Origin of the sequence: Pseudonocardia xinjiangensis (assembly GCF_012911925.1) — a bacterium.
GTDB classification, from domain to species: domain Bacteria; phylum Actinomycetota; class Actinomycetes; order Mycobacteriales; family Pseudonocardiaceae; genus Pseudonocardia; species Pseudonocardia xinjiangensis.
In genome coordinates, this window is the sequence record NZ_JAAXKY010000047.1 from 1 (window position 1) to 19,144 (window position 19,144).

A 19,144-nucleotide genomic window follows, 5' to 3' on the forward strand; every position below is an offset into this window, starting at 1 on the left:
CCTTCGACAAGACCGCCTACAAACGGCGCAACGTCGTCGAGCGCTGCTTCAACCGGCTCAAGCAGTACCGGGCCATCGCCACCCGTTACGACAAGACCGCCCTGTCCTACCAAGCCATGATCGACCTGGCCACCCTACGAATGTGGCTTTGAGGACAGCTCCTAGGCGCCCTCGACGCCGTCGGGATGTAGACGTCCTGCAGGACCGTCCGGTGCTGGGGCGAGAGTGAGTTTAGCGCCTGGAACACCAGCATCGAGTCCATCACCCGGTCGGCGTGGTCTCCCTGGGCGGGATGGGTCATCGGCCGGGATCGCGCTCGAGTGGCAATGTTGGCGTTGCGCACCAGGACAACAAGCCCCTGGCCGTCACGCTGAGCAAGAGACTCCCGGCTGATCACGACGCTATGCCCTGTGGCGGTGATCAAGCGGTCGCCGTACTACGTCCCGGACCGCCACACCCGGCGAAGTCACCAACTACAGCTCTAGTGCTAGGCGGCGTCGTCCCCTGAGCGCAAGGGCACCGGCGCTTCGCGTTCCGGGCTGCTTCGCTCAGGCAGGATCAGCTCGCGCAGCGCGTCCATGCCGACCGCCCCGCGAGTGATCGCGCCGATGAGTAGGTCCGAGATTCCTTGGCTGCCATTTAGCAGGACGAGGTTGTCGGCGTCCGACATGGGCTTCGCCGCGGCTCGAACGATCTCCGGCCACACCTCGGCCAACTGCTGGGAGATCACCGCCTCCGGGTTCTCGACCAGCGCCGCGGACTTTGCCGTGAGCACCTCTGCAGCTGCCCTTCCGGTTAGCTTGATCGCGTCTGATTCGGCCTGAGCTTGGGCAAGCCTCGCAAAGGCGTGAGCCTCAGCAGATTTACGCACGGAGGCATCGAGCTTGGCCTCCTCGAGCCTCGCCTCCTGGTGGGCAAGCTCCGTATGTTGCCGGCTGACGTTCAGCGAGGCCTTGGCGAAGGATTCGTTGTAGGCAACGTCGACTCGAGCCTTGGCCGATTCTGTCTGAATGGCGAACTCGGCAATCTCTAGTTCGGCATCCCGTGTGGCCTTCGCTTTAGCGATGGCGGCGCTCTGTTCGGCCTCGACTGCCCGTTGTTCGTTCTCGGCCTGATTAATACGGGCCTTCGCCTCGGCATCCCGTGTGGCCTTTGCTTTAGCGATGGCGGCGCTCTGTTCGGCCTCGACTGCGCGTTGTTCGTTCTCGGCCTCGGCGATCCGTGCCTGCGCCTTGACTCTTGCGACGTCTACACCGCGGAGGTGCTCAATATAGCCAGTCGGGTCGACGATGTCGTCGACTTGCAGCGAGTCGACAAGAATACCTAGCTTCTGCATCTCCAGTCCTGAGTGGGACCGGGTCCGCTCGGCGAGCGATTCACGGCTTGTGATGATTTCCTCAATAGTCATGGTGCCCAGGATCGCCCGGAGGTGCCCAGTGAAGACGTTGGTGACACGCTGCTTCATCGAGCCCTGCTGGTCGATGAATCGCCGTGCGGCGTTGAAGATTGACAACTCGTCGTCGGCAACCTTGAAGATCACGACCCCGTGGACCTTGATCGGCACCCCTTGGCTGGTGACGCATTCGACTTTGAGCGGAGCGTCCTTCAGGTCAAGGTTCAGACGCTGGGCCCGATGCAGGATCGGCAGCACATACGTTCCGGATCCGTTGGCGATCCTGATCGGCGGCGGAGCCAAGCCGTCGGCGTCACGGCGCCTTCTCCGGCCGGTAATTACGATGACCTCGTTTGCCGCCGGTGTTCGGCGACACAGGATGAGTACCAAGAGTCCGATGCCTCCTACGAAGAGGAGGAAACCGAATTCTGCAGTGAGCAACCAGCCCATTACGTGCCGTCCTTAGTCGTCATCGTCATCGCTGGAGTCAGCCGAGCGGACCCTTACAGTGGACGGGGGGTCGAACGACACGACGACGGCAGCGCTTCCTCGGGCAAGTTCAAGCTTGGGACTTGCCGGATATGCATGAAACGCCATGAGCGAGCCGGCTACCTTGGCAGTCACCTCGCCCACGGATCCGCTGCGCACCTGGCCCGTCACAAGGACGCGCCTCCCGACCATGGGGCCGTGCTCGGATCGAGGGTCAATCGTTGAGTCATTATGGTCTCGACGGTCGGAACTGCCCTCCTGCTCCGTGGCGCCCGGATGGAACGGAAGCATCACCAGTGCGACAGCGAAGCCGCCGATGCCGGCGAGCCAGCTCAACAACTCGAGACCGTCGCGCCCCCAGAACGCGTAGGAGACGACCGCTCCGCTGACGATCATCAGGATTAGGCTCACCGCCAAGCGTTGCCTGCTGCCGATCATCATTCGAGCTCCTCGCCGAGGTGCAGTGATGATCTAGTCGGATCAACGGAGCAGCGTGTTACTTGGCCGGTTGCACGAGGATCGGCGGTCGCGGGGGAGCACCCTGAAGACACGGCATGCAACCCGTGTGGCTGCCAAGAGATGTCCAGCCGCCGACGAGCAATGCGTGCCACACACGGGCGTCGAGGCCCGTCGGGGAAGCGGTGCGCGGTCCGGGGTCAGGCTGGGCACGCGGCTGCCTGGCGTCAGAGGGGGGTCGTTGCCGACTCGCCGACGGGGAAGGCAGCGGGAAGGCATCACGAGCGCTGCTACGCCGCGGTACGAGGTGGCACCGAGTAGCACTGCGACCGGGCAGAACGGCCACCACCGCCCGTGGGTCTGGCAGGGAATCCGCGTTCACACACCGAAGACGTCGAGACGATCGCGTCAGACGATCGGACGAGGTTAGAGGGGGACCGGTGCTGGACCGATCTCAAGGGCTGCAACCTCCGGCGCGACCGTTCGGGCGAACGCAAGAGCGTCCCGCAGTCGCGGGTCTTGGGCTGCCTTGCTCGGTGTGTCGTACTCGCCGGTGACGAGAAGTCCGTCCCCGGTGGCGTTGGTTCCCGATATCCTTGTGATATTGAAGCCGCTCCATTCCGGGCGACCCGCACTCGCGAAGAGCCGCTTGGCTGCGTCGTCGAGTTGGGCGCTTGAGTAGCGCACGAGGCGGATGGTGAGTGCGATGCCGCGCCGCGCCGCTTCCGAACAGACGGTGTCGTGGAGAGGTGACTCGCCGGCCCAGAGCAGGGTCGTTGCTTTGCTATCCGCGTCGTTGATGCCGCAGACGTAACCAGCATCGCGGATCCCCGGAAGCTCAACCAGCCATGTTACGAAGGTGCCCAGCTCCCTCTGGTTGGCCAGTAGAACCGGATCGACAGACGCCAGGTACTCGTCCGACGAGCCCGGCACCGGATGCTGCTGCGACACTTGCCCATTGTGCCCCGGATCTTGAAGCGATCGCAGATCGATGAGGCCCGGTTCCGGGTGGAGGCTGCCCAATCGCGCCGACGGCACGGCCAAGAGCGCCGAATGGCTCGTTGCCCTCGTCTGGCAGGCAGATCCGCGGGATGGTCGGGCAGCGCGCGCGTCCGGGTCGACGGGCAGGGGGTGCGTCGGTGAGGAACGGCAGCTGGGCGGGTGTCCCGGTGGGTGCCCTGCTTTACCCCCACCAACCATCGGCGGAAGTCGACGAACCATGACCAGTGGTCGGCAGGGTCCGTCGGTGCTCCGCAAGTCATGGCACACAACGGCAGACATCCGGCACCGACAGACGAAGTGGATCTTAGTTCGCAGGGTTGCTGGTTTGAGTCCAGCCGGAGGAGCTTCTCCCCAGGTCAGGGGCCAGGCGGATAAGAACCTGCAAGATCCGCCCCTCGTTCACTCCCATGAATCAGCACGACTGAGAGTGTGGTCGACGAAGATCGCCGGTACCTCTGCGGCGTCCGTAGGAGCCGCCTTCCGGCCGAAGCACCGACACGGTTACTGGATCGCCGAAGCCGACGAGGACGCCGCACGCCGCACGCCATCGTCCACCGCCACTGCCGGACCGATGTCGACTGGGTGTCCTGGCGACCGGCGGCGCACAACGTGGCTTCGACCACCACCACGCCGACCTGGGCCGCGCTGCACAAGGCGTCTCGGCTGGGAGGCCGAAGCCGAGGATATCGACGACCGAACCATGCGGGCGTGTGGCTGGCGCTGAGCGCCCATCGGCGAGATCGGCCGACAGTGGCGTCGAGGGCCGCCCCGGGTCGCCGTTCGGTCGTCGGGTCTGGCGGTCCGGTGGGTGCTCCGCTTTACCCCCACCTTTCATCGACAGAGATCGACGAACGACGGCCAGTGATCGGCAGGTCCGTCAGTCCCCAACGCGGGTCACCGCGTACAACGGCAGACATCCGTCGCTGACCAGAAAAGTGGATCTTGGTTCGCAAACTGCCGGTAGCGCACGGGCGCCGACCAGCGCAGACGCTTCACGCGACCCCCACCGGTACAACGGGCGCGGAGTCGGCGAGCGTCCGCGTCCGGCCCACCGCGTCGGTGTCGAGCGTGATCGTCGGCGTGATGTGCCCGTGGCACGCTGCACCGACGTCACGTTCGCCCTACCGATCGGTGGATCAGGCGCGCCGGGGGGCTACGTGGTGAGCTTGGCCTCGCCGGGCCATCGCCGCGACAGTTCCTTGCGGACCTTGCCGGTCTCGTTGCGCGGCAACTCGGGCAGTTCTTCGATACGGCTGCGGCGATCAGGCGCCGCTCGTCAAGGAACACCCCGCCGGCCCTCTTCCCGGCCGCCGAGGCCGGGCTCTGTAGCGGCTGGAATTGTCCGAGGAATGGTGTAGCTGTCCGATACGTCGGGCGCAGCTCGGGGAGGACCTGCAGTGACCTCGACGATCGAGGGTGTGCCGGGCAGGGCATTGACTGGTGCGGGTGGAGCAAAATGTGGAGCACGGTGCTGTGTTGGACAGTCCTGGGCTTGCGAGTACCCACAGCTGGTTTGGTCCGTCGGCCCGGAACTGGCGTTCGACCAGGTCAGGGTGACGGGCCGCGACCGGATCCGCCCGGGTCGTGCGCACCCGCTTGGTCCGTCGAGCGCCCTCGATCCCCGCCACGCGCATCAGCCGGGCAACCTGGTCACGGCCGACCTCGAGGCCGGCGCGGCGGGCGGCCTTCCACAGCTTGCGCGCCCCGTAGACCCGATAGTTGTCCTCCCATAACCCAACCAGCACCAGACCCAGCTCCGCGTCACGGCGGGCCCGCCGCGAGGGTGGGCGGGCCTTGGCGGCGTAGTAGGTGCTCGGGGCCACCTGAAGGACCCGGCAGATGGGCTCGACCCCGAGCGGGTGCCCTTCGACCACGGCGTCGCGGTGGGCGTCGATGAACGCCACTACCTGCGCTGTTGGCGGTCGAGCTCCGCCCCGAAGAAAGTCGCGGCCCGCTTCAGGATCTCGTTGGCCCGGCGCAGCTCGCGGACCTCCTGCTCAAGCTCCCGCACCCGGGCCGCCTCCGCGGTCGTCACTCCGGGTGTCTGGCCGTCGTCGATATCGGCCTGGCGCACCCACAACCGCACCGACTCGACCCCGTACCCGCGCTGCTCGGCGACCCGCTTCACCGTGCCGTGCTCGCTGCCCAGCTCCGCGCGCAGGGTCCGGACCATCCGCACCGCGGCGGCCTTCTCCTCCTCCGAGTACCGCCGCGTGGTCGGCTTGCCCGGCGACTGCTCCTTCGGCATGACTCCATCCTCGTTTCCAAGGTCAGGAGCCTCCACAGAACCCAGGGCGGTTCAACCTGCACCACCGCAGGATCAAGGTCCGCATCGCCCGGCAGGGGATAGAGGACAAGACCAAGCTCGGCCGTCACCGCTGGGTCGTCGAACGCACCGTCTCCTGGCTGCTGCGCTTCAAGTGCCTCGGACTGCGCTATGACCGCACCGAAACCACGCTGCGCCCGCTCCTGCTGCTCGCCGTCTCGATCATCAAGCTACGCCGACTGGTCTCGATCACAGAGGCAGAGTCCAGGTCCTAGACGCGTAGCTCCCTGCGCAGACGTTCGGCCTGCTCGGCGAGGTTGGCGCGAAGGTGGTTGAGAGTGGCGATCTTGGTGTCCAGTGTCTGAAGGCGTTGCTCGTAGACCTCGAGTGCTGATGTGCAAGGGGACGCGTCGAGGTCGGGCGAGCGGACGCAGGACCCGAACTTGTTGATGTCGTCGATGGAGAGGCCAGCGCTGAGCAGGTGGCGGAGATTGTTGACCACATTCATGACGTCGTGGTGGTAGCGGCGGTAGCCGTTGTGATCGCGTTGGGCAGTGATCAGGCCGCGTTGTTCGTAGTAGCGCAGCGAGCGGGTGCTCGTGGTGGTGCGGCGAGCGACCTCGCCGATGCGTAGCCCGTCGTGGTGGTCGGCAGCGGGATCCATGCCATCACCCTGGTGGGTCGTGACCGGCCGTGTCATCGCTGCCGCGGTGGATCTACGCGGCCCGCGCCTTGGGTCGGGTCGAGGACGACGACCGGGATCTGTCGGCCGGCAGCCTGTTCGAAGTCGGCGAAGGCGGGCATGAGTCGAACCTGCTCGCTCCAGATGCGCTCGCGCTCGGATCCGTGGGCGACGCGGGCAGTGGCCCGCGTGACGTCGGCTCTGAACTCGATGGTCACGTCGGGGTTCTTCACGATGTTGTGGTACCAGGCCGGCGGTCGCGCGCTTCCGCCGAAGGTGCCGAAGATCGCGAACGCGTGGCTCACTGCCTGGTACATCAGTGGATTGGTGCGTTGGCGGCCGGTTGCCGCGCCGGTGTGGCTGACCAGGATGATCGGGACGCCGCCGTCCGGGTCGAAGCCTGGCAGCAGAGGTGGGATTGGGCGCCCGCGGGCCAGGTCCTCCTCGTTGCTCCACGGGACGAAACCTGCGTTTGAACGGAATTCCGCCACGATCCGGTTGTTCCACTCCTGGAGGTCGTCGGTCATGACGGCACGCTAGAGCCCTGACATCAGTGGCAAGGTCAAGCTGCATGTTGACGGGCTGCGCTAGCAGCGGGCGGGACGATGGCCACCGTCGATGTACCAACGGTGGCGGAGGGGACGGACGTCGCCGAGCGCACGTGCTTTGCGCTGACCGGGCCGAGGAGGACCCAGGGGGACCTGCCCGAGCACTACACGCGGTCGATCTGCGCCGTCAAACGACGCCCGTCGACGCTCAGCCAGCCCCAACCAGCGCCCGGCCAGCAGGAGGACCCAAGCCCGTTTTGAGACCAGTTCTTAGTCCGCCAGGGCCGCCGACGTCGAGCAGCGGCCCTACAGCGCTGCGGGTATGTCGGACCGCGGTGTCGATGTCTGTGCGAATCCGAGCTCAAATCGCGAGGCGGCGGGTGAGTACTCCGTACTCCCGGCAGGATGGTGGTGTGCAGATCGACACTGAGACCACAATGGAAGTCGTGGCCGTGGTGGCTCCAGGTGCTCGACGAGTTCGCGCGCGGGCCGGGAAACTCGCTGACTGCGTCGCGATCGACGCCGACCGAGCCACCGATCCGGCGCCGAGTGCCCCCCGCTCGAGCGGGCCGGTATGAGCCGGCCGCGCCCCGTGCCAAGCAAACGCGCGCGATACCTGCGCATGATCCGGCTCGAGACATCGGCGGCGTCTGAGGGATACCCGTTCAACCTGCCTGCTGTGACCTGGCTGGCTCGCTCCGGCGGCCTGGCGCTGCCATCGTGTGACCTTTCTCGTGGGAGAGAACGGCAGCGGAAAGTCGACGCTCGTCGAAGCGATTGCGGCAGCCGCCGGGTTCAATCCCGAGGGCGGCAGCCGCAACTTCAGGTTCAGCACCCGAGCATCGGAATCGTCACTCGCCAGCCAGCTCGTACTCAGTTGGGGACAGGTGAAGCCTCGCAATGGCTTCTTCCTTCGCGCCGAGTCCTACTACAACGTCGCGACTGAGATCGAGCGCCTGAACAGCTCCGGACTGCCACTGCTACCTGCCTACGGCGGGGTCTCGCCACACGAGCGCTCCCACGGAGAGTCCTTCCTCGACTTTGTCGTACACCGCTTCGGACCGGAAGGGCTCTACCTGCTCGACGAGCCGGAGGCCGCATTGTCGATACGTGGCTGTATGGCTCTAATCGTCAGGCTGGCAGACCTCGCCGCACAGAACTGCCAAGTGCTGGTTGCCACGCACTCACCGATCCTGCTTGCATTACCTGGCGCAACCACCCTGGAGATCGCTGACGACGGCGTGATCACCCCCGTCCCTTATGACGAGGCCATGCCAGTTCGGCTGACCCGTGATTTCTTGGAAGCTCCGGATCGCTATTTACGGCACCTGCTCGACTACGATTGCTCGCCGACCCGAGGGTGGTGGCCGATGGCTGAGGGCCACACGCAGACCGCGAGTCGGGGTGTGGGTGTACGTGAGTCGGGGTGAGAGGGCGCGATGAGCACCGAGGTGGAGCCGGACGGGCCGGGGGCCGTGATGACCGCCGTGCACGCGGAGCCGCGCTGGCGGTCGGCGGCGCGTCCGCGGGCCGGGACGCCGAGGGGCCGGGCGGCGGACCGGGCCCGGTCGCGGCTCGTGGCCGGTGCCGGCCTGCTCGTCGTGCTCGCCGTGACGTCGGTGCTCATGCCCTGGCTCGGTGGGCTGGACCAGCGGCTGGTCGACTACACGTCGGTGCGACTGGCGCCGTCGTTCGCGCACCCGTTCGGCACGGATGTGCAGGGCCGGGACCTGCTGCTGCGCAGCTTCGCGGGCCTGCAGGTGTCGCTGCTGGTGGCGGCCGTGTGCGCGGTGGTCTCGACGGTGCTGGGGGCGCTGTTCGGCGCGACGTCCGGGGTGCTCGGCGGCTGGCCCGACCGGCTGCTCATGCGCGCGGTCGACACCGTGAACGCGGTGCCGCACCTGCTGCTCGGGATCGTCATCGTGGCGCTGTACCGCGGCTCGGTGGTCGCCGTGATCGCCTCCATCGCCCTGACGCACTGGACGGGTGTAGCTCGGATCGTCCGGTCCGAGGTGCTGTCGCTGCGTGAGCGGCCGTTCGTCGATGCGGCGATCTCGGGGGGTGCCTCGCGGTGGCGGGTGCTGCGCCGCCACCTGTTGCCGGCGATCGTGCCGCAGGCGGCGCTGTCGACCGTGGTGCTGCTCCCGCACGCCGTCTGGCACGAGACGGCACTGAGCTTTCTCGGCCTCGGCCTCCCGCCGCACCTCGCGTCGATCGGGAACATCTTCGGTGAGGGACGGGCGGCGGTGCTGCTCGGTTCCTGGTGGATCGTGACGTTCCCGGCACTGCTGCTCGTGGCGTCGGCGCTGGCGGTCGCCGGGATCGCCGCGTGGTGGCGCGACCGCGCCCTGCCGCGCCGCCGATCGGAGCTGGGGTTGTGACGGACACCCTCGTCGTCGATCAGCTCTCGGTGCGGTTCCGGCTCGGAGCGCGGGGTCGGGCCGACACGGTGCGCGCGGTGACAGAGGCGAGCTTCACACTGCGGCCGGGACGGCTGCTGGCGCTGGTCGGCGAGAGCGGGTGCGGCAAGTCGGTTCTGACCGCGGCCATCACCGGGCTGCTGCCGGCGAACGCCGAGGTGGCAGGCCGGGTGGAGCTCGACGGCCGGGACCTGCTCGACGCGCCCGAAGCGGTGCTGCGCACGGTGCGGGGCCGGCGAATCGGGCTGGTGCCGCAGTCGGCGGCGACGCACCTGACACCGGTTCGAAGGGTCGGGTCGCAGCTGGTGGAGACGGTGCGCGCGCTGCGTCCGACCGACCCGGACCCACGCGCCACCGTGCGCCGGCTCGCGGACGACGTCGGGTTGCCGCCCGAGATGCTCGAGCGGTACCCGCACGAACTGTCCGGCGGAACCGCGCAGCGCGTCGGGCTCGCGGCGGCGCTCGCGGGTGATCCGCCCGTCCTGCTGGCCGACGAACCGACCGCCGGGCTGGACCGCCCGCTCGTCGACCGAAGCGTCGACCTCCTTGCCGCATGGCTGACCGTGGCCAGGCCGTCCTGCTCATCACCCACGACCTGCGCGCCGCCCGGCGCGTGGCCACGGATGTCGCGGTGATGTACGCGAGCAGACTCGTCGAGATCGGTCCCGCGGAGCAGGTCTTCGCGGATCCGTGGCACCCCTACACCGCGGGCCTGCTCGGCGCGCTGCCCGACCGGGGCTTCACCCCCGTGCCCGGCCACCCGCCGGAGCTCACGGCGTTGCCCTCCGGGTGCGGATTCGAACAGCGGCGCCCTTCCCTGCACACCTGCGAGGCCGACCCGGCGCTTGTGTGGAGCGGCGAACGGGCCGTCGCGTGCGCGCCGGTGCGTGCGTCATGACGCTTATGGCGCGCGGGATCACCGCCGGATACGGGCGTGGGGTCCCGGTGCTCGACGGGCTCGATCTCGTGGTCGAGGCGGGCGCGGTCGTCGGGCTGGCAGGCCCGAGCGGATGCGGGAAGTCGACGCTCGCGCGGGTGCTGGCGCTCCTGCACGCCCCGTGGGGCGGCGCGGTCGAGATCGACGGCGTGCGGGCGCGAGGCGTCCGCTACCGCGCGCCCCGTGTGCTGCGCACGGCTGTCGGCGTCGTGTTCCAGAACCCGCGGCTGGCCACCGACGTGCGGTTGCCGTTGCGCGAGATCGTCGCGGAACCGCTGCTCGCGACCGGACGCGGGCGCGACCCGAGCTGGGAGGGGGAGCTGCACGAACGCGTCGGCCTCACCGCTGAGCTGCTCGGGCGGCGGCCGCACGAGGTGAGCGACGGGCAGTTGCAGCGCGCCTGTCTCGCCCGCGCGCTCGTGCTTCGGCCGCGGTACCTGATCTGCGACGAGATGACCGCGATGCTCGACGCGTTGACGACGGCCGCGCTCGTCGGCGTGGTCGCCGCTCGGGCCCAGGACGGCACCGGCGTGCTCGCGGTCTCGCACGACGAGGAGCTGCTCGCAGTGTGGGCGGACCGGGTCGAGCGGCCGTTCACTGGCGTGTCCCACTGATCATCGGCAACACCGACGGCGGTGCGGCCGAGGTCGACATGGCTCCCCGGTCCGCCTCGGGGGGTGCCGGTGGCGAAGTGCGGGTCGGACAGGCTCGGGTGAAGCGCAGCGCCCACGCGTCCTTGTCGATGATCGACGGGACCTCGCGGTACATGTTGAACAGCTCGCCCTCGTCGAGGCCGAGACTCTTGCAGATGTCCTGGAACGCTACGCCGACAACCCGGTCGTACGTCTGGCCGCCGGGATGGACGCGCCCGGCGAGCTGTGCTCACGTCTACTCGACGAGGGCGTGCCCGGCCTGCACTTTTACAGCCTGACCCGCTCGACGGCGACCGTGGACCTGGTGACGTCGTTGCGCCTTGCCGCCGAATCGCCCGCCGCCCGCGGCTTCGACGAGCTGGGCGGCGAGGTCTGGCTGCCAAGAGCAGATGCGGAACCCGCAATGCGCCTGCCTTCCGTCGCCGGTGACCCTTCCTGCTGCAGGTGTCCGAGGTCGCCGAGGGCCGGTGGCTGCCACCCACTGGATTGCGAAGGACCGCGCGCCGAACGGGGCGTCGGCGTCGCCCGCGGCGTGCGGTGGGTGCTGGGACGGCACCGTTGTCAGCAGCCAGGGCGTGTCCGCCCGGATCGACATGGCGTTGTGGCTCGTCGGTCAGCTGGACGACGCGCAGCACGCCGCGCCGTCCTGCGCTACATCCAGTCCGACCCGGCCCCGCCCTACGCGTAGGCCTGAGTCCGGACCAGGCGCAGCATCATGTCTCGGTGGGTGAAGGACCGCCCGTCCGGGCCGGTGGCCTCCCGGGTGGCGGCCCGCTCGGTCACGGTGCTCCAGACCGCCGGATCGGGTCTGAGGGCGGCGCGCAGCTCGGTGGTGGTCGGCAGGTGCACGTCGAACGGGGTGTCCTTCATGGAGTCGGGGATCCCTGTGTGCCCGGTCACCAGCAGTGATCCGCCGGGTGCGACGGCGTCGAGCGCCCGTCGCAGGATCGCGTCCCGCTGGCCGGGGCGCTCCATCGGCGAGTGCAGGAACTGCGCGCAGACGAGGTCGTGGGTGCCCGCGGGGAAGGTCGCGGTCAGATCGTGGCGTTGCCAGTCGATCCGCTCGGCCACATCGGCTCGCGCGGCGTACTCGCCCGCCCGCTCCAGCGCTGCGCCCGACACGTCCACGGCGGTGACCCGCCATCCCTGGGTCGCGAGCCAGATGGCGTCCCCGCCGAAGCCGCAGCCCAGGTCGAGTGCGGTGCCCGGGCTCAGCGGCCCGACCTCCTCGACGAGCAGCGCGTTCGGGCCGGGTGGGGAGTCGACGGACCGGTCGAGACTGCGGTAGAAGCCGTTCCAATAGGTCTCCGCGGTGTCGTCGGGGGTCGGGAAGGGCATGGCGGTGCTCATGGTGGAGACGATGCCCGGCGGAGGCGCTGAGAGGCGAGTGCTCTTGCCGCTCCGGCAACCTGGCACCGACTCGCTGCCTTGCGCCGTCGTCGACGACGCCCGAGCCGGGTGCTCGGCAGCTGGTCGTCGCCTGATGTCCCGGAGTGGGCGGGTGCTCGTCGGGTCGAACACCGCTCCCGCGACTCGAGAGGGGGGACCGGAGCCGGAGTGATCGAGACGATCGGCTGGGACGGCGGGTGGTCCGGCCGGCACGGTCGTGGTGCTCGGCGAAGGGCGGGTCGTCGAATATTTCCGGACGTGATCAGCTGGGCTCTGCCGGTTCGCGGGCTTTGGTGCATGCGCGGGCGGCCGCCGCCGGCGGCGGCGGGCGGGACGAGGAGGCAGACCAGCGACGCGAGCAGGACCGGCTCGGTGCCGACCTCCAACGTCAGTCCGACCAGACCTCCTGACCTCGGGCTCGCGCAGAGCCGTCTGCACTCCCGGCGCGCCTTCGGGCTTCGACAGCGGCGTCGACCGCCGCATCCTTCTCATCGCGGCGGCGGCCATTCGTCCTCGTTCCACCGAGCACGGTCGGGTGTGCGGCAGGGCGTGGGCAGCGGCGACGGGTGCGTTCGTCATCGAGCCGACGCGGGTGATGAGGCCTTCGCGATGGCCGTCGTCCCGGACCGGAGGCTCAGGCCAGAGGGCCACGGCCCGTGGAATCGCGGATGTTGAGGGTCGTCGCCAGCTGCAAGTGCCGGGAGGCGGGCTGGACGCCGTCAGCCATGCCGAGGACGGTCTCAACGGCCATCCGGCCCATGCCGACGAGAGGCTGCCCGACGGACGTCAGCCGGGGGGTTGTCCATCGGGCCTGTGGTGTGTCGTCGAACCCGGTGACCGACAGATCCCCCGGGACGGCGATGTGGAGTTCATTGGCCGCAGCGAGCACCCCGACGGCTATCTCGTCGTTGCCCGCGACGATCGCGGAAGGCCGCTCGTCGAGCGCCAGCATGGCGTGGCCGTGCCGAATTCCCGCTTCGACGGAGAACGCGTCGTGGCGGATCAGCGCGGGATCCGACGTGATGCCTGCCGAGTGCAGCGCGGCTTGGTACCCGTGGAAGCGTTCTGCCGAGGGGGTGGAGCCCAGCGGACCGCCGATCCAGGCGATCCTGCGGTGGCCCAGTCCGATGACGTGCTCGGTCGCTGACCGGCCGCCCGCCCAGTTGGTGGAGCCGATGCTGACGACACGGGAGTCGGTGGTGTCGATGGGGTCGATCGTCACCACCGGCAGCTCTGCATCCTCTGCGGCAAGGAGCACCGAGTCGGGTACAGCGACGGCGAGCGCGATGACGCCGATGACACCGGCCGCTTGCAGCTCGGCAACCCATGCACACGCCACTGTCCGGTTCGTGTCGATCCACTGCTCGGGCGGCAGGCGCAGGAGGAGCTCGCTCTGTGCGGTGGTCGACGCGACCAGGATCCCCTGGAGCACCGTGCCGGCGTAGCGGGACTCCACGACGTCGAGCACCGTGACGAGCGTCCGCTCGCGCTGCAGATCTCGCCGCGCCGTCGTCGGCTTGTAGCCGAGCTCGGCGATGACGCCGAGGACGAGGTCACGCGTGTTCGCTCCCACGTCGCTGCGCCCGTTGAGGACCTTCGAGGCGGTCGCAGGCGAGACACCGGCCATCCGGGCGACATCCGCGAGGGTGGCTCGTCCAGCACCAGACCGGCGACCCATCGTGACTCCGCTCGCATTCGAAACTGTTTCGGACGATGCGCACCCTACACGCATCCGGCTCAGTCCGCGGACGGCGAGGCGAGGGCTTGACGTGGCGATGGGTGCCACGTAACTTGCCGGGACATTCGAAAAGGATGCGAAATGTTTTCGGGTCATCTCGAGGAGGAGGCGGCTCATGAGGCTCCGCAAGACCGCGATGCTCATTTCCGCGGCGCTCGTGTCGATGCTCGTACTGGGCGCTTGCTCGAGTGGGTCGGCCGATAGCGGCGACGGTCCGGTGACCCTCACGGTGTGGGGTTGGGACGACACCGTCGCGAAGGCCGTGCCCGGTTTCGAGGCAGCGAACCCCAACATCAAGGTCAACGTGGTCAACGCCGGCTCGTCGACCGACGAGTACACGGCGCTCGACAACGCGATCCAGGCCGGCTCCGGTGTGCCGGACGTCGCGATGTTCGAGTACTTTGCGGTGCCCTACTTCGCCATCCCGGGCAAGCTGGAGGATCTCGGGAAATACGGTGTCGACAGCGTCAAGAACGACTTCGTCGACGCCGCCTGGAACGACGTGACCGTCGACGGCAAGACCTATGCGCTGCCGTCCGACTACGGTCCGGTCGCCATGTTCTACAACCAGGACACCTTCAAGAAGGCCGGCATCGACCAGCCTCCGGCCACCTGGGACGAGTACTACCAGGACGCCAAGAAGATCCACGCGCTCGGCAGCGACTACTACATCGCCCAGGACACCGGGGACATCTTCTTCCTGCTCTCGCTCATCTGGCAGGCCGGCGGTCGTCCCTTCACGGTGGACGGCGACAAGGTGCACATCGACTTCACGGACCCGGCCACGGCCAAGGCCGTCGCGTTCTGGCAGAAGATGCTCGACGAGGGCCTGGTCAACACCAAGGTCACGGCGTGGTCGGACGACTGGAACCGCACGCTCAACGACGGCACCCTGGCCGCGCAGGTCACGGGCGGCTGGCTGACGTCGACGCTGCCGCAGCGCGCGGCCCAGGCCGCCGGCAACTTCCGGGTCGCCCCGATGCCGCAGTGGAACCAGGGCGAGGAGCTCGGGGCCGAGAACGGCGGAAGCAGCTTCGGCATCCCGGCCGCGGCGGCGCACAAGGACGCGGCGTACAAGTTCCTCGAGTACTTCACGCACGGCGGCGGTCTCTCGTCCCGCGTCGACGCCGGCGCCTTCGTGCCGGACAAGCCGGTGCTGACGAGCCCGGACTTCCAGGGCAAGACCAACGACTACTTCGGTGGCCAGAAGGTTGGTTCCGTGCTGGCCGAAGGGTCGAAGGACGTGGCGACCGGCTGGCAGTACCCGCCGTTCTTCGAGTGGGCCCGAACGACCTACACCGACCTCGTTGCGCCGTTCTACGCCAGCGGCCAGGGCTCGCTCGCCGGGATCCTCGACCAGTGGCGCCTGCGCATGATCGCGTACGGCAACGAGCAGGGTTTCCAGGTGGACTAGCGGGTTCCCGTCAGGGCGGCGCAAGGAGGCGAGTCTGGGAATGGAACCGATGACGAGGAACACCGCGGCCGTGGACCATGCCGGTCGGCCGGACGGCACGGTCGAGGCTGTGGCATCGCGATCCGCGACGCAACACCGGACACCGGTCCGAAAGCACAGGAAGAAGCAGATCGGGCTGGTGTTCGTCGCGCCCTTCGCGCTGCTGTTCCTGCTCGTGTACGTCATACCGATCCTGTATGCCGCCTACCTGAGCCTCTTCCAGCAGAAGCTCATCGGCGGCAACAAGTTCACCGGACTCGCCAACTACACCAAGCTGTTCCAGGACGCGCAGTTCTGGGACGGCGTGGGCCGGGTCTTCTGGTTCACGCTCATCCAGGTGCCGGTCATGCTGATCCTCGCGATGGCACTCGCGCTGGCGCTGGACTCCAAGCGCCTGCACGGTGCCAAGTTCATGCGGGTGTCGATCTTCCTCCCGTACGCGGTGCCCGCGGTGGTCTCCACGCTCATGTGGGGCTTCATGCTGGGCGTCAAGTACGGCCTGTTCGGGAGCCTCAACAAGGCGCTGGGCACGGACCTCAACCCGTTCGGTCCCGGTACCACGCTCATCTCCATCGGGGTGATGGTGACCTGGGCGTTCACCGGCTTCAACATGCTCATCTTCTACGCCGTGCTGAAGGCCGTGCCCCGCGACCTGTACGAGGCCGCCGCACTCGACGGGGCCAACGAGTTCCAGGTGGTCCGCAAGATCAAGCTGCCTGCCCTGCGGAGCTCGTTGGTGATCGCGGTCATCTTCTCGATCATCGGGACGTTCCAGATCTTCAACGAGCCCCAGATCCTGCCGTCCCTGGTGGCGAACAGCGGCATCACCACCAACTACACGCCCAACCTCTACGCGTACAACCTGGCGTTCACCGGATCTCAACAGGGCTATGCGGCAGCGCTCGCGCTCGTCATGGCGGCGATCACGATCGCGGTTGCCTACGCCGTCCAGATCAGAGGACTGAAGAATGCCTTCGATCACTAGCGGTCGCGCCGGAACCGGAGAACCCGGCGTCGCGACCTCACGCACCGCGATGCCTCGTTCCCGCCGGGGGCGCTTCCACAGCATCGAGAACCCCCGGAAGAGCGTGACGCTCACGGTCGTGACAGGGCTGTTCGCGCTGTACAGCCTGCTGCCGCTCGCCTGGCTGGTCATCAATGCGACCAAGTCGCAGGACGACTTCATCTCCTCGTTCGGGCTCGCGCCAGGTCAGCACTTCGCGCTGTGGGACAACATCGTCGAGGTGTTCCGGTACCAGGACGGGATCTTCTCCCGGTGGCTCCTCAACACCGTCATCTACGTCGTCGTCGGCGCGGTGGGGTCGACCTTCCTGGCGGCCCTCGGCGGGTACGCACTGGCGAAGCTCCACTTCAGCGGCAAGCGCGTGCTCCTGTTCGTCATCCTCGGATCGATCGCCGTGCCCGGCATCGCGCTGGCGATCCCGCAGTTCCTGCTGTTCGCCCAGCTCGGGATCACCAACACCCCGTGGGCCGTCCTCATCCCGAGTTTCATCAACCCCTTCGGGCTGTACCTGATGTGGGTGTTCGCGGCCGACGCCGTGCCGACGGAACTGCTGGATGCGGCGAAGGTCGACGGTGCGGGGGAGTTCCGGATCTTCCTCCAGGTCGCGTCCCCGCTGCTTGCGCCGGCGAGCGTGACGGTTCTGCTCTTCTCGTTCGTGTCGATCTGGAACAACTACTTCCTGCCGTTGATCATGCTCAAGGATCCCAACTGGTATCCGCTGACCATCGGGCTCAACGAGTGGAACAAGCTGGGTTCGACCGCGGGGAGCGGCGCCCTCATCCAGAACCTCGTGATCACGGCCGCGCTGCTCACCATCATCCCGCTGATCGTCGCGTTCCTCTGCCTGCAGCGCTATTGGCAGGAAGGCGTGTCGCTCGGCGCCGTCAAGGGCTAGGGCCGGGGCGGCTCAGCACATCGATGTCGACCCCGGATCGGGGTCGGCAACCCGGACGCGCGGCGAAAGCCCGTCACCCACATTCGACTCTGCGGAAGTTGAGGCCATGACGAACGACCTTCCGGGTGCACCTCTGCTCCGGATCGACGGTGACCTGCGCGAGGAGAGCCCGCTCCCGCACATCTGGTCGGAGTGCGTGGGCGCCGGACGGGCGAACGAGGCGCTGCGAGCGGACTGGCAGCAGCAGTTCGGCGAGGCGGTCGATGCCTGCGGATTTCGTTTCATCCGGTTTCACGGTGTCTTCCACGACGACATGTTCGTGTACCGGGAGAGCTATGGTCACGGATTCGGCCCGAACTCTCCCCTCGCTGCGCCGGTGTACACCTTCAGTTATGTCGACAAGGTGTTCGACTTCATCCTGGAGTCCGGGGCCCGTCCTTTCGTCGAGCTGGGTTTCATGCCCCGCGAGCTGGCGACGGTGCACGAGACGGTGTTCTGGTGGGGTGCGCACTGCAGCCCGCCCAAGGACATGGCTCGCTGGGTCGAGCTGGTCACCCGCTCGGTCGAACACTGGATCGACCGGTACGGGCTCGCAGAAGTGCGCGAATGGCGATTCGAGGTGTGGAACGAGCCGAACCTGGTCCCGCACTTCTGGACGGGAACGAAGACGGAGTACTTCGAGCTCTACGAGCAGACCGTGCTGGCGATCAAGAAAATTGATCCCGAGCTGAAGGTCGGCGGACCTTCCACGAGCGTCTTCGTGCCCGACGACCGCTACAAGGGCGAAGTCGAGGACCGCTCGGCGCAGCACGAGACGGCCGGGGCCCCGGACGTGGACGCGCTCGACTGGCAGCCGGTGTGGATCGAGGACTTCATCGACTGGTGCGCGGAGCGCGAACTCCCGATCGACTTCATCTCCACCCACACGTACCCGACCGACTTCGCGTACGGCGCCGACGGTGAAGCGGTGCACATCTCCCGCTATGCCGACGCGACGCTGGACGACCTCACCCTCCTGCGGGAACTCGTGGCGAAGAGCGAGTATCCGGACGCGGAGATCCACATCACCGAGTGGTCGACCTCGCCGTCGGCCCGCGACTTCATCCACGACACCTTGTTCGCGGCGACGTTCATCACCCGGACGTACCTGAAGTGCGCCACGCTTGCCGACTCGATCTCCTACTGGACCTTCACGGACGTGTTCGAGGAGGGCGGAGCCGGGCTCGGACCGTTCCACGGCGGGTTCGGGATCGTGAACGAGGCCGGGATCCACAAGCCCACTTTTCACGCATTCAGGATGCTCGAACAGCTCGGTGACCGACTGCTCCTCGCGGCGGCCGACGGCGTCGTGACCCGGGACAGCCGGACGTCCGCCGTGTCAGCGTTGTTCTTCAACTACCCCGACGACATGGCCATGAAGTCGCCTGGCTCGGCCAACTCGTATTCGGCGACGCGTGCCCTGGCCGGGGTGGGCCCGAACCGTAGGATCCGGCACTCGATCGGTGAACTCCTGCCGGGGAGGACTTTCCTGGTCGAAATTATGGACTGGGAGCACGGGAACGTCGCCGAAGCTTGGTACAATCTCAGCTCCCCCCTCAATCTGTCTCGCACCGAGAGCAAGTACCTGAGCGAAGTCGCGGACTCGCTCCGCAGGTTTACGCTGACGGTGCCCGACAGCGGCACGCTCGAAATTGATGTCGACCTCTCGCCGTGGGCGGTGATGTCGGTGAGGCAAGCGACGTGAGGTGCGTCCGCCGTTCGGTTTCCCGCGTCCGCCGAGATGGCATGGACCGATCCGG

The 19,144-nt window shown here is 67.7% G+C and carries 18 protein-coding genes, 3 pseudogenes and 1 other annotated feature; of the genes and pseudogenes, 12 read left to right on the top strand and 9 right to left on the bottom strand.

Features of this window, described 5'->3' with window-relative positions; translation table 11 throughout:
- A partial coding sequence (locus HF577_RS15920) for a transposase (RefSeq protein ID WP_169396646.1) occupies nucleotides 1–152 on the top strand: 152 nt, incomplete at its 5' end.
- A gap of 335 nt (nucleotides 153–487) precedes the next feature.
- Here the strand turns inward: HF577_RS15920 and HF577_RS15925 are convergent.
- From HF577_RS15925 to HF577_RS15940, 4 genes and pseudogenes are all read right to left on the bottom strand, one after another.
- Nucleotides 488–1,843, bottom strand: a complete 1,356-nt coding sequence (locus HF577_RS15925) for a flotillin family protein (RefSeq protein WP_169396647.1) — start codon at nucleotides 1,841–1,843, stop codon at nucleotides 488–490.
- 12 nt (nucleotides 1,844–1,855) lie between these two features.
- On the bottom strand, nucleotides 1,856–2,323 hold the full coding sequence (locus HF577_RS15930) for a hypothetical protein (protein WP_169396648.1): 468 nt from the start codon (nucleotides 2,321–2,323) through the stop codon (nucleotides 1,856–1,858).
- Nucleotides 2,324–2,764: 441 nt separating this feature from the next.
- A complete protein-coding gene (locus HF577_RS15935; RefSeq protein ID WP_169396649.1) occupies nucleotides 2,765–3,289 on the bottom strand; it encodes a hypothetical protein in 525 nt (174 codons plus the stop codon).
- A 1,550-nt stretch (nucleotides 3,290–4,839) separates the two neighbouring features.
- A pseudogene (locus HF577_RS15940) lies at nucleotides 4,840–5,588 on the bottom strand (IS3 family transposase); the annotation flags it as partial.
- Nucleotides 5,155–5,289: a sequence feature (AL1L pseudoknot), on the bottom strand. Its footprint overlaps the pseudogene before it by 135 nt.
- A 65-nt stretch (nucleotides 5,589–5,653) precedes the next feature.
- On the opposite strand from HF577_RS15940, the pseudogene HF577_RS38370 reads away from it, so the two are divergent.
- Nucleotides 5,654–5,881, top strand: a pseudogene (locus tag HF577_RS38370) (hypothetical protein); the annotation flags it as partial.
- On the opposite strand, the gene HF577_RS15950 reads toward HF577_RS38370, so the two are convergent.
- Together HF577_RS15950 and HF577_RS15955 are read right to left on the bottom strand one after the other, a co-directional pair.
- The gene (locus HF577_RS15950; protein ID WP_169396650.1) at nucleotides 5,878–6,270 is read right to left on the bottom strand and encodes a MerR family transcriptional regulator; all 393 of its coding nucleotides are present in this window, start codon (nucleotides 6,268–6,270) and stop codon (nucleotides 5,878–5,880) included. The pseudogene HF577_RS38370 and the gene HF577_RS15950 sit on opposite strands and share 4 nt — an antisense overlap.
- A 32-nt stretch (nucleotides 6,271–6,302) precedes the next feature.
- On the bottom strand, nucleotides 6,303–6,815 hold the full coding sequence (locus tag HF577_RS15955; RefSeq protein WP_169396651.1) for a nitroreductase/quinone reductase family protein: 513 nt from the start codon (nucleotides 6,813–6,815) through the stop codon (nucleotides 6,303–6,305).
- 743 nt (nucleotides 6,816–7,558) lie between these two features.
- Here HF577_RS15955 and HF577_RS15960 point away from each other — a divergent pair.
- The 5 genes from HF577_RS15960 to HF577_RS15975 are packed head-to-tail and all read left to right on the top strand — an operon-like array spanning nucleotide 7,559 to nucleotide 10,807.
- Nucleotides 7,559–8,266 carry an AAA family ATPase gene (locus HF577_RS15960; RefSeq protein WP_169396652.1) on the top strand — a complete coding sequence of 236 codons (708 nt, stop codon included), beginning with the start codon at nucleotides 7,559–7,561 and terminating at the stop codon, nucleotides 8,264–8,266.
- A 9-nt stretch (nucleotides 8,267–8,275) separates the two neighbouring features.
- Entirely contained in the window at nucleotides 8,276–9,217 is a 942-nt protein-coding gene (locus tag HF577_RS38375; protein WP_246266428.1) for an ABC transporter permease, read from the top strand.
- Nucleotides 9,214–9,891 (top strand): ATP-binding cassette domain-containing protein, encoded by a 678-nt coding sequence (locus tag HF577_RS38380; RefSeq protein WP_312859161.1) that lies wholly within the window; start codon nucleotides 9,214–9,216, stop codon nucleotides 9,889–9,891. Before HF577_RS38375 ends, HF577_RS38380 begins: the two co-directional genes overlap by 4 nt.
- The gene (locus tag HF577_RS38385) at nucleotides 9,891–10,154 is read left to right on the top strand and encodes an oligopeptide/dipeptide ABC transporter ATP-binding protein (protein WP_246266429.1); all 264 of its coding nucleotides are present in this window, start codon (nucleotides 9,891–9,893) and stop codon (nucleotides 10,152–10,154) included. Before HF577_RS38380 ends, HF577_RS38385 begins: the two co-directional genes overlap by 1 nt.
- Nucleotides 10,151–10,807, top strand: coding sequence for an ABC transporter ATP-binding protein (locus HF577_RS15975; protein WP_169396653.1), 657 nt, complete (start codon nucleotides 10,151–10,153; stop codon nucleotides 10,805–10,807). The genes HF577_RS38385 and HF577_RS15975 overlap by 4 nt, the downstream gene beginning before the upstream one ends.
- Before the next feature lie 59 nt (nucleotides 10,808–10,866).
- On the opposite strand, the pseudogene HF577_RS38390 reads toward HF577_RS15975, so the two are convergent.
- Nucleotides 10,867–11,012: pseudogene (locus tag HF577_RS38390) on the bottom strand (ribonucleotide-diphosphate reductase subunit beta); the annotation flags it as partial.
- 39 nt (nucleotides 11,013–11,051) lie between these two features.
- Here HF577_RS38390 and HF577_RS38395 point away from each other — a divergent pair.
- Nucleotides 11,052–11,534, top strand: a complete 483-nt coding sequence (locus HF577_RS38395; protein ID WP_246266436.1) for a methylenetetrahydrofolate reductase — start codon at nucleotides 11,052–11,054, stop codon at nucleotides 11,532–11,534.
- Here HF577_RS38395 and HF577_RS15985 read toward each other — a convergent pair.
- Nucleotides 11,525–12,196, bottom strand: coding sequence for an SAM-dependent methyltransferase (locus tag HF577_RS15985; RefSeq protein ID WP_246266430.1), 672 nt, complete (start codon nucleotides 12,194–12,196; stop codon nucleotides 11,525–11,527). The genes HF577_RS38395 and HF577_RS15985 overlap by 10 nt on opposite strands.
- A 673-nt stretch (nucleotides 12,197–12,869) precedes the next feature.
- Nucleotides 12,870–14,090 (bottom strand): LacI family DNA-binding transcriptional regulator, encoded by a 1,221-nt coding sequence (locus HF577_RS15990; RefSeq protein WP_211174353.1) that lies wholly within the window; start codon nucleotides 14,088–14,090, stop codon nucleotides 12,870–12,872.
- Here HF577_RS15990 and HF577_RS15995 point away from each other — a divergent pair.
- From HF577_RS15995 to HF577_RS16010, 4 genes are all read left to right on the top strand, one after another.
- Complete coding sequence (locus HF577_RS15995) at nucleotides 14,089–15,387, top strand: ABC transporter substrate-binding protein (RefSeq protein WP_169396654.1); 1,299 nt, start codon at nucleotides 14,089–14,091, stop codon at nucleotides 15,385–15,387. The two genes, HF577_RS15990 and HF577_RS15995, sit on opposite strands and share 2 nt — an antisense overlap.
- Nucleotides 15,388–15,565: 178 nt before the next feature.
- Nucleotides 15,566–16,411: a carbohydrate ABC transporter permease gene (locus HF577_RS16000; RefSeq protein WP_312859162.1), complete on the top strand. Its 846-nt coding sequence runs from the start codon at nucleotides 15,566–15,568 to the stop codon at nucleotides 16,409–16,411.
- 118 nt (nucleotides 16,412–16,529) lie between these two features.
- Nucleotides 16,530–17,345: a carbohydrate ABC transporter permease gene (locus tag HF577_RS16005; protein WP_312859163.1), complete on the top strand. Its 816-nt coding sequence runs from the start codon at nucleotides 16,530–16,532 to the stop codon at nucleotides 17,343–17,345.
- A 106-nt stretch (nucleotides 17,346–17,451) separates the two neighbouring features.
- On the top strand, nucleotides 17,452–19,089 hold the full coding sequence (locus tag HF577_RS16010) for a GH39 family glycosyl hydrolase (RefSeq protein WP_169396657.1): 1,638 nt from the start codon (nucleotides 17,452–17,454) through the stop codon (nucleotides 19,087–19,089).
- The last annotated feature ends 55 nt before the right edge of the window (nucleotides 19,090–19,144 follow it).

Excerpts from the sequence above, each read along its gene's own strand:
- HF577_RS38385 (WP_246266429.1), top strand. The coding sequence starts at position 9,891 with ATGTACGCGAGCAGACTCGTCGAGATCGGTCCCGCGGAGCAGGTCTTC.
- HF577_RS15975 (WP_169396653.1), top strand. The coding sequence starts at position 10,151 with ATGACGCTTATGGCGCGCGGGATCACCGCCGGATACGGGCGTGGGGTC.
- HF577_RS15955 (WP_169396651.1), bottom strand. The coding sequence starts at position 6,815 with ATGACCGACGACCTCCAGGAGTGGAACAACCGGATCGTGGCGGAATTC.
- HF577_RS15950 (WP_169396650.1), bottom strand. The coding sequence starts at position 6,270 with ATGGATCCCGCTGCCGACCACCACGACGGGCTACGCATCGGCGAGGTC.
- HF577_RS15985 (WP_246266430.1), bottom strand. The coding sequence starts at position 12,196 with ATGAGCACCGCCATGCCCTTCCCGACCCCCGACGACACCGCGGAGACC.
- HF577_RS15925 (WP_169396647.1), bottom strand. The coding sequence starts at position 1,843 with ATGGGCTGGTTGCTCACTGCAGAATTCGGTTTCCTCCTCTTCGTAGGA.
- HF577_RS38395 (WP_246266436.1), top strand. The coding sequence starts at position 11,052 with ATGGACGCGCCCGGCGAGCTGTGCTCACGTCTACTCGACGAGGGCGTG.
- HF577_RS15930 (WP_169396648.1), bottom strand. The coding sequence starts at position 2,323 with ATGATGATCGGCAGCAGGCAACGCTTGGCGGTGAGCCTAATCCTGATG.
- HF577_RS16010 (WP_169396657.1), top strand. The coding sequence starts at position 17,452 with ATGACGAACGACCTTCCGGGTGCACCTCTGCTCCGGATCGACGGTGAC.
- HF577_RS15995 (WP_169396654.1), top strand. The coding sequence starts at position 14,089 with ATGAGGCTCCGCAAGACCGCGATGCTCATTTCCGCGGCGCTCGTGTCG.
- HF577_RS38375 (WP_246266428.1), top strand. The coding sequence starts at position 8,276 with ATGAGCACCGAGGTGGAGCCGGACGGGCCGGGGGCCGTGATGACCGCC.
- HF577_RS15990 (WP_211174353.1), bottom strand. The coding sequence starts at position 14,090 with ATGAGCCGCCTCCTCCTCGAGATGACCCGAAAACATTTCGCATCCTTT.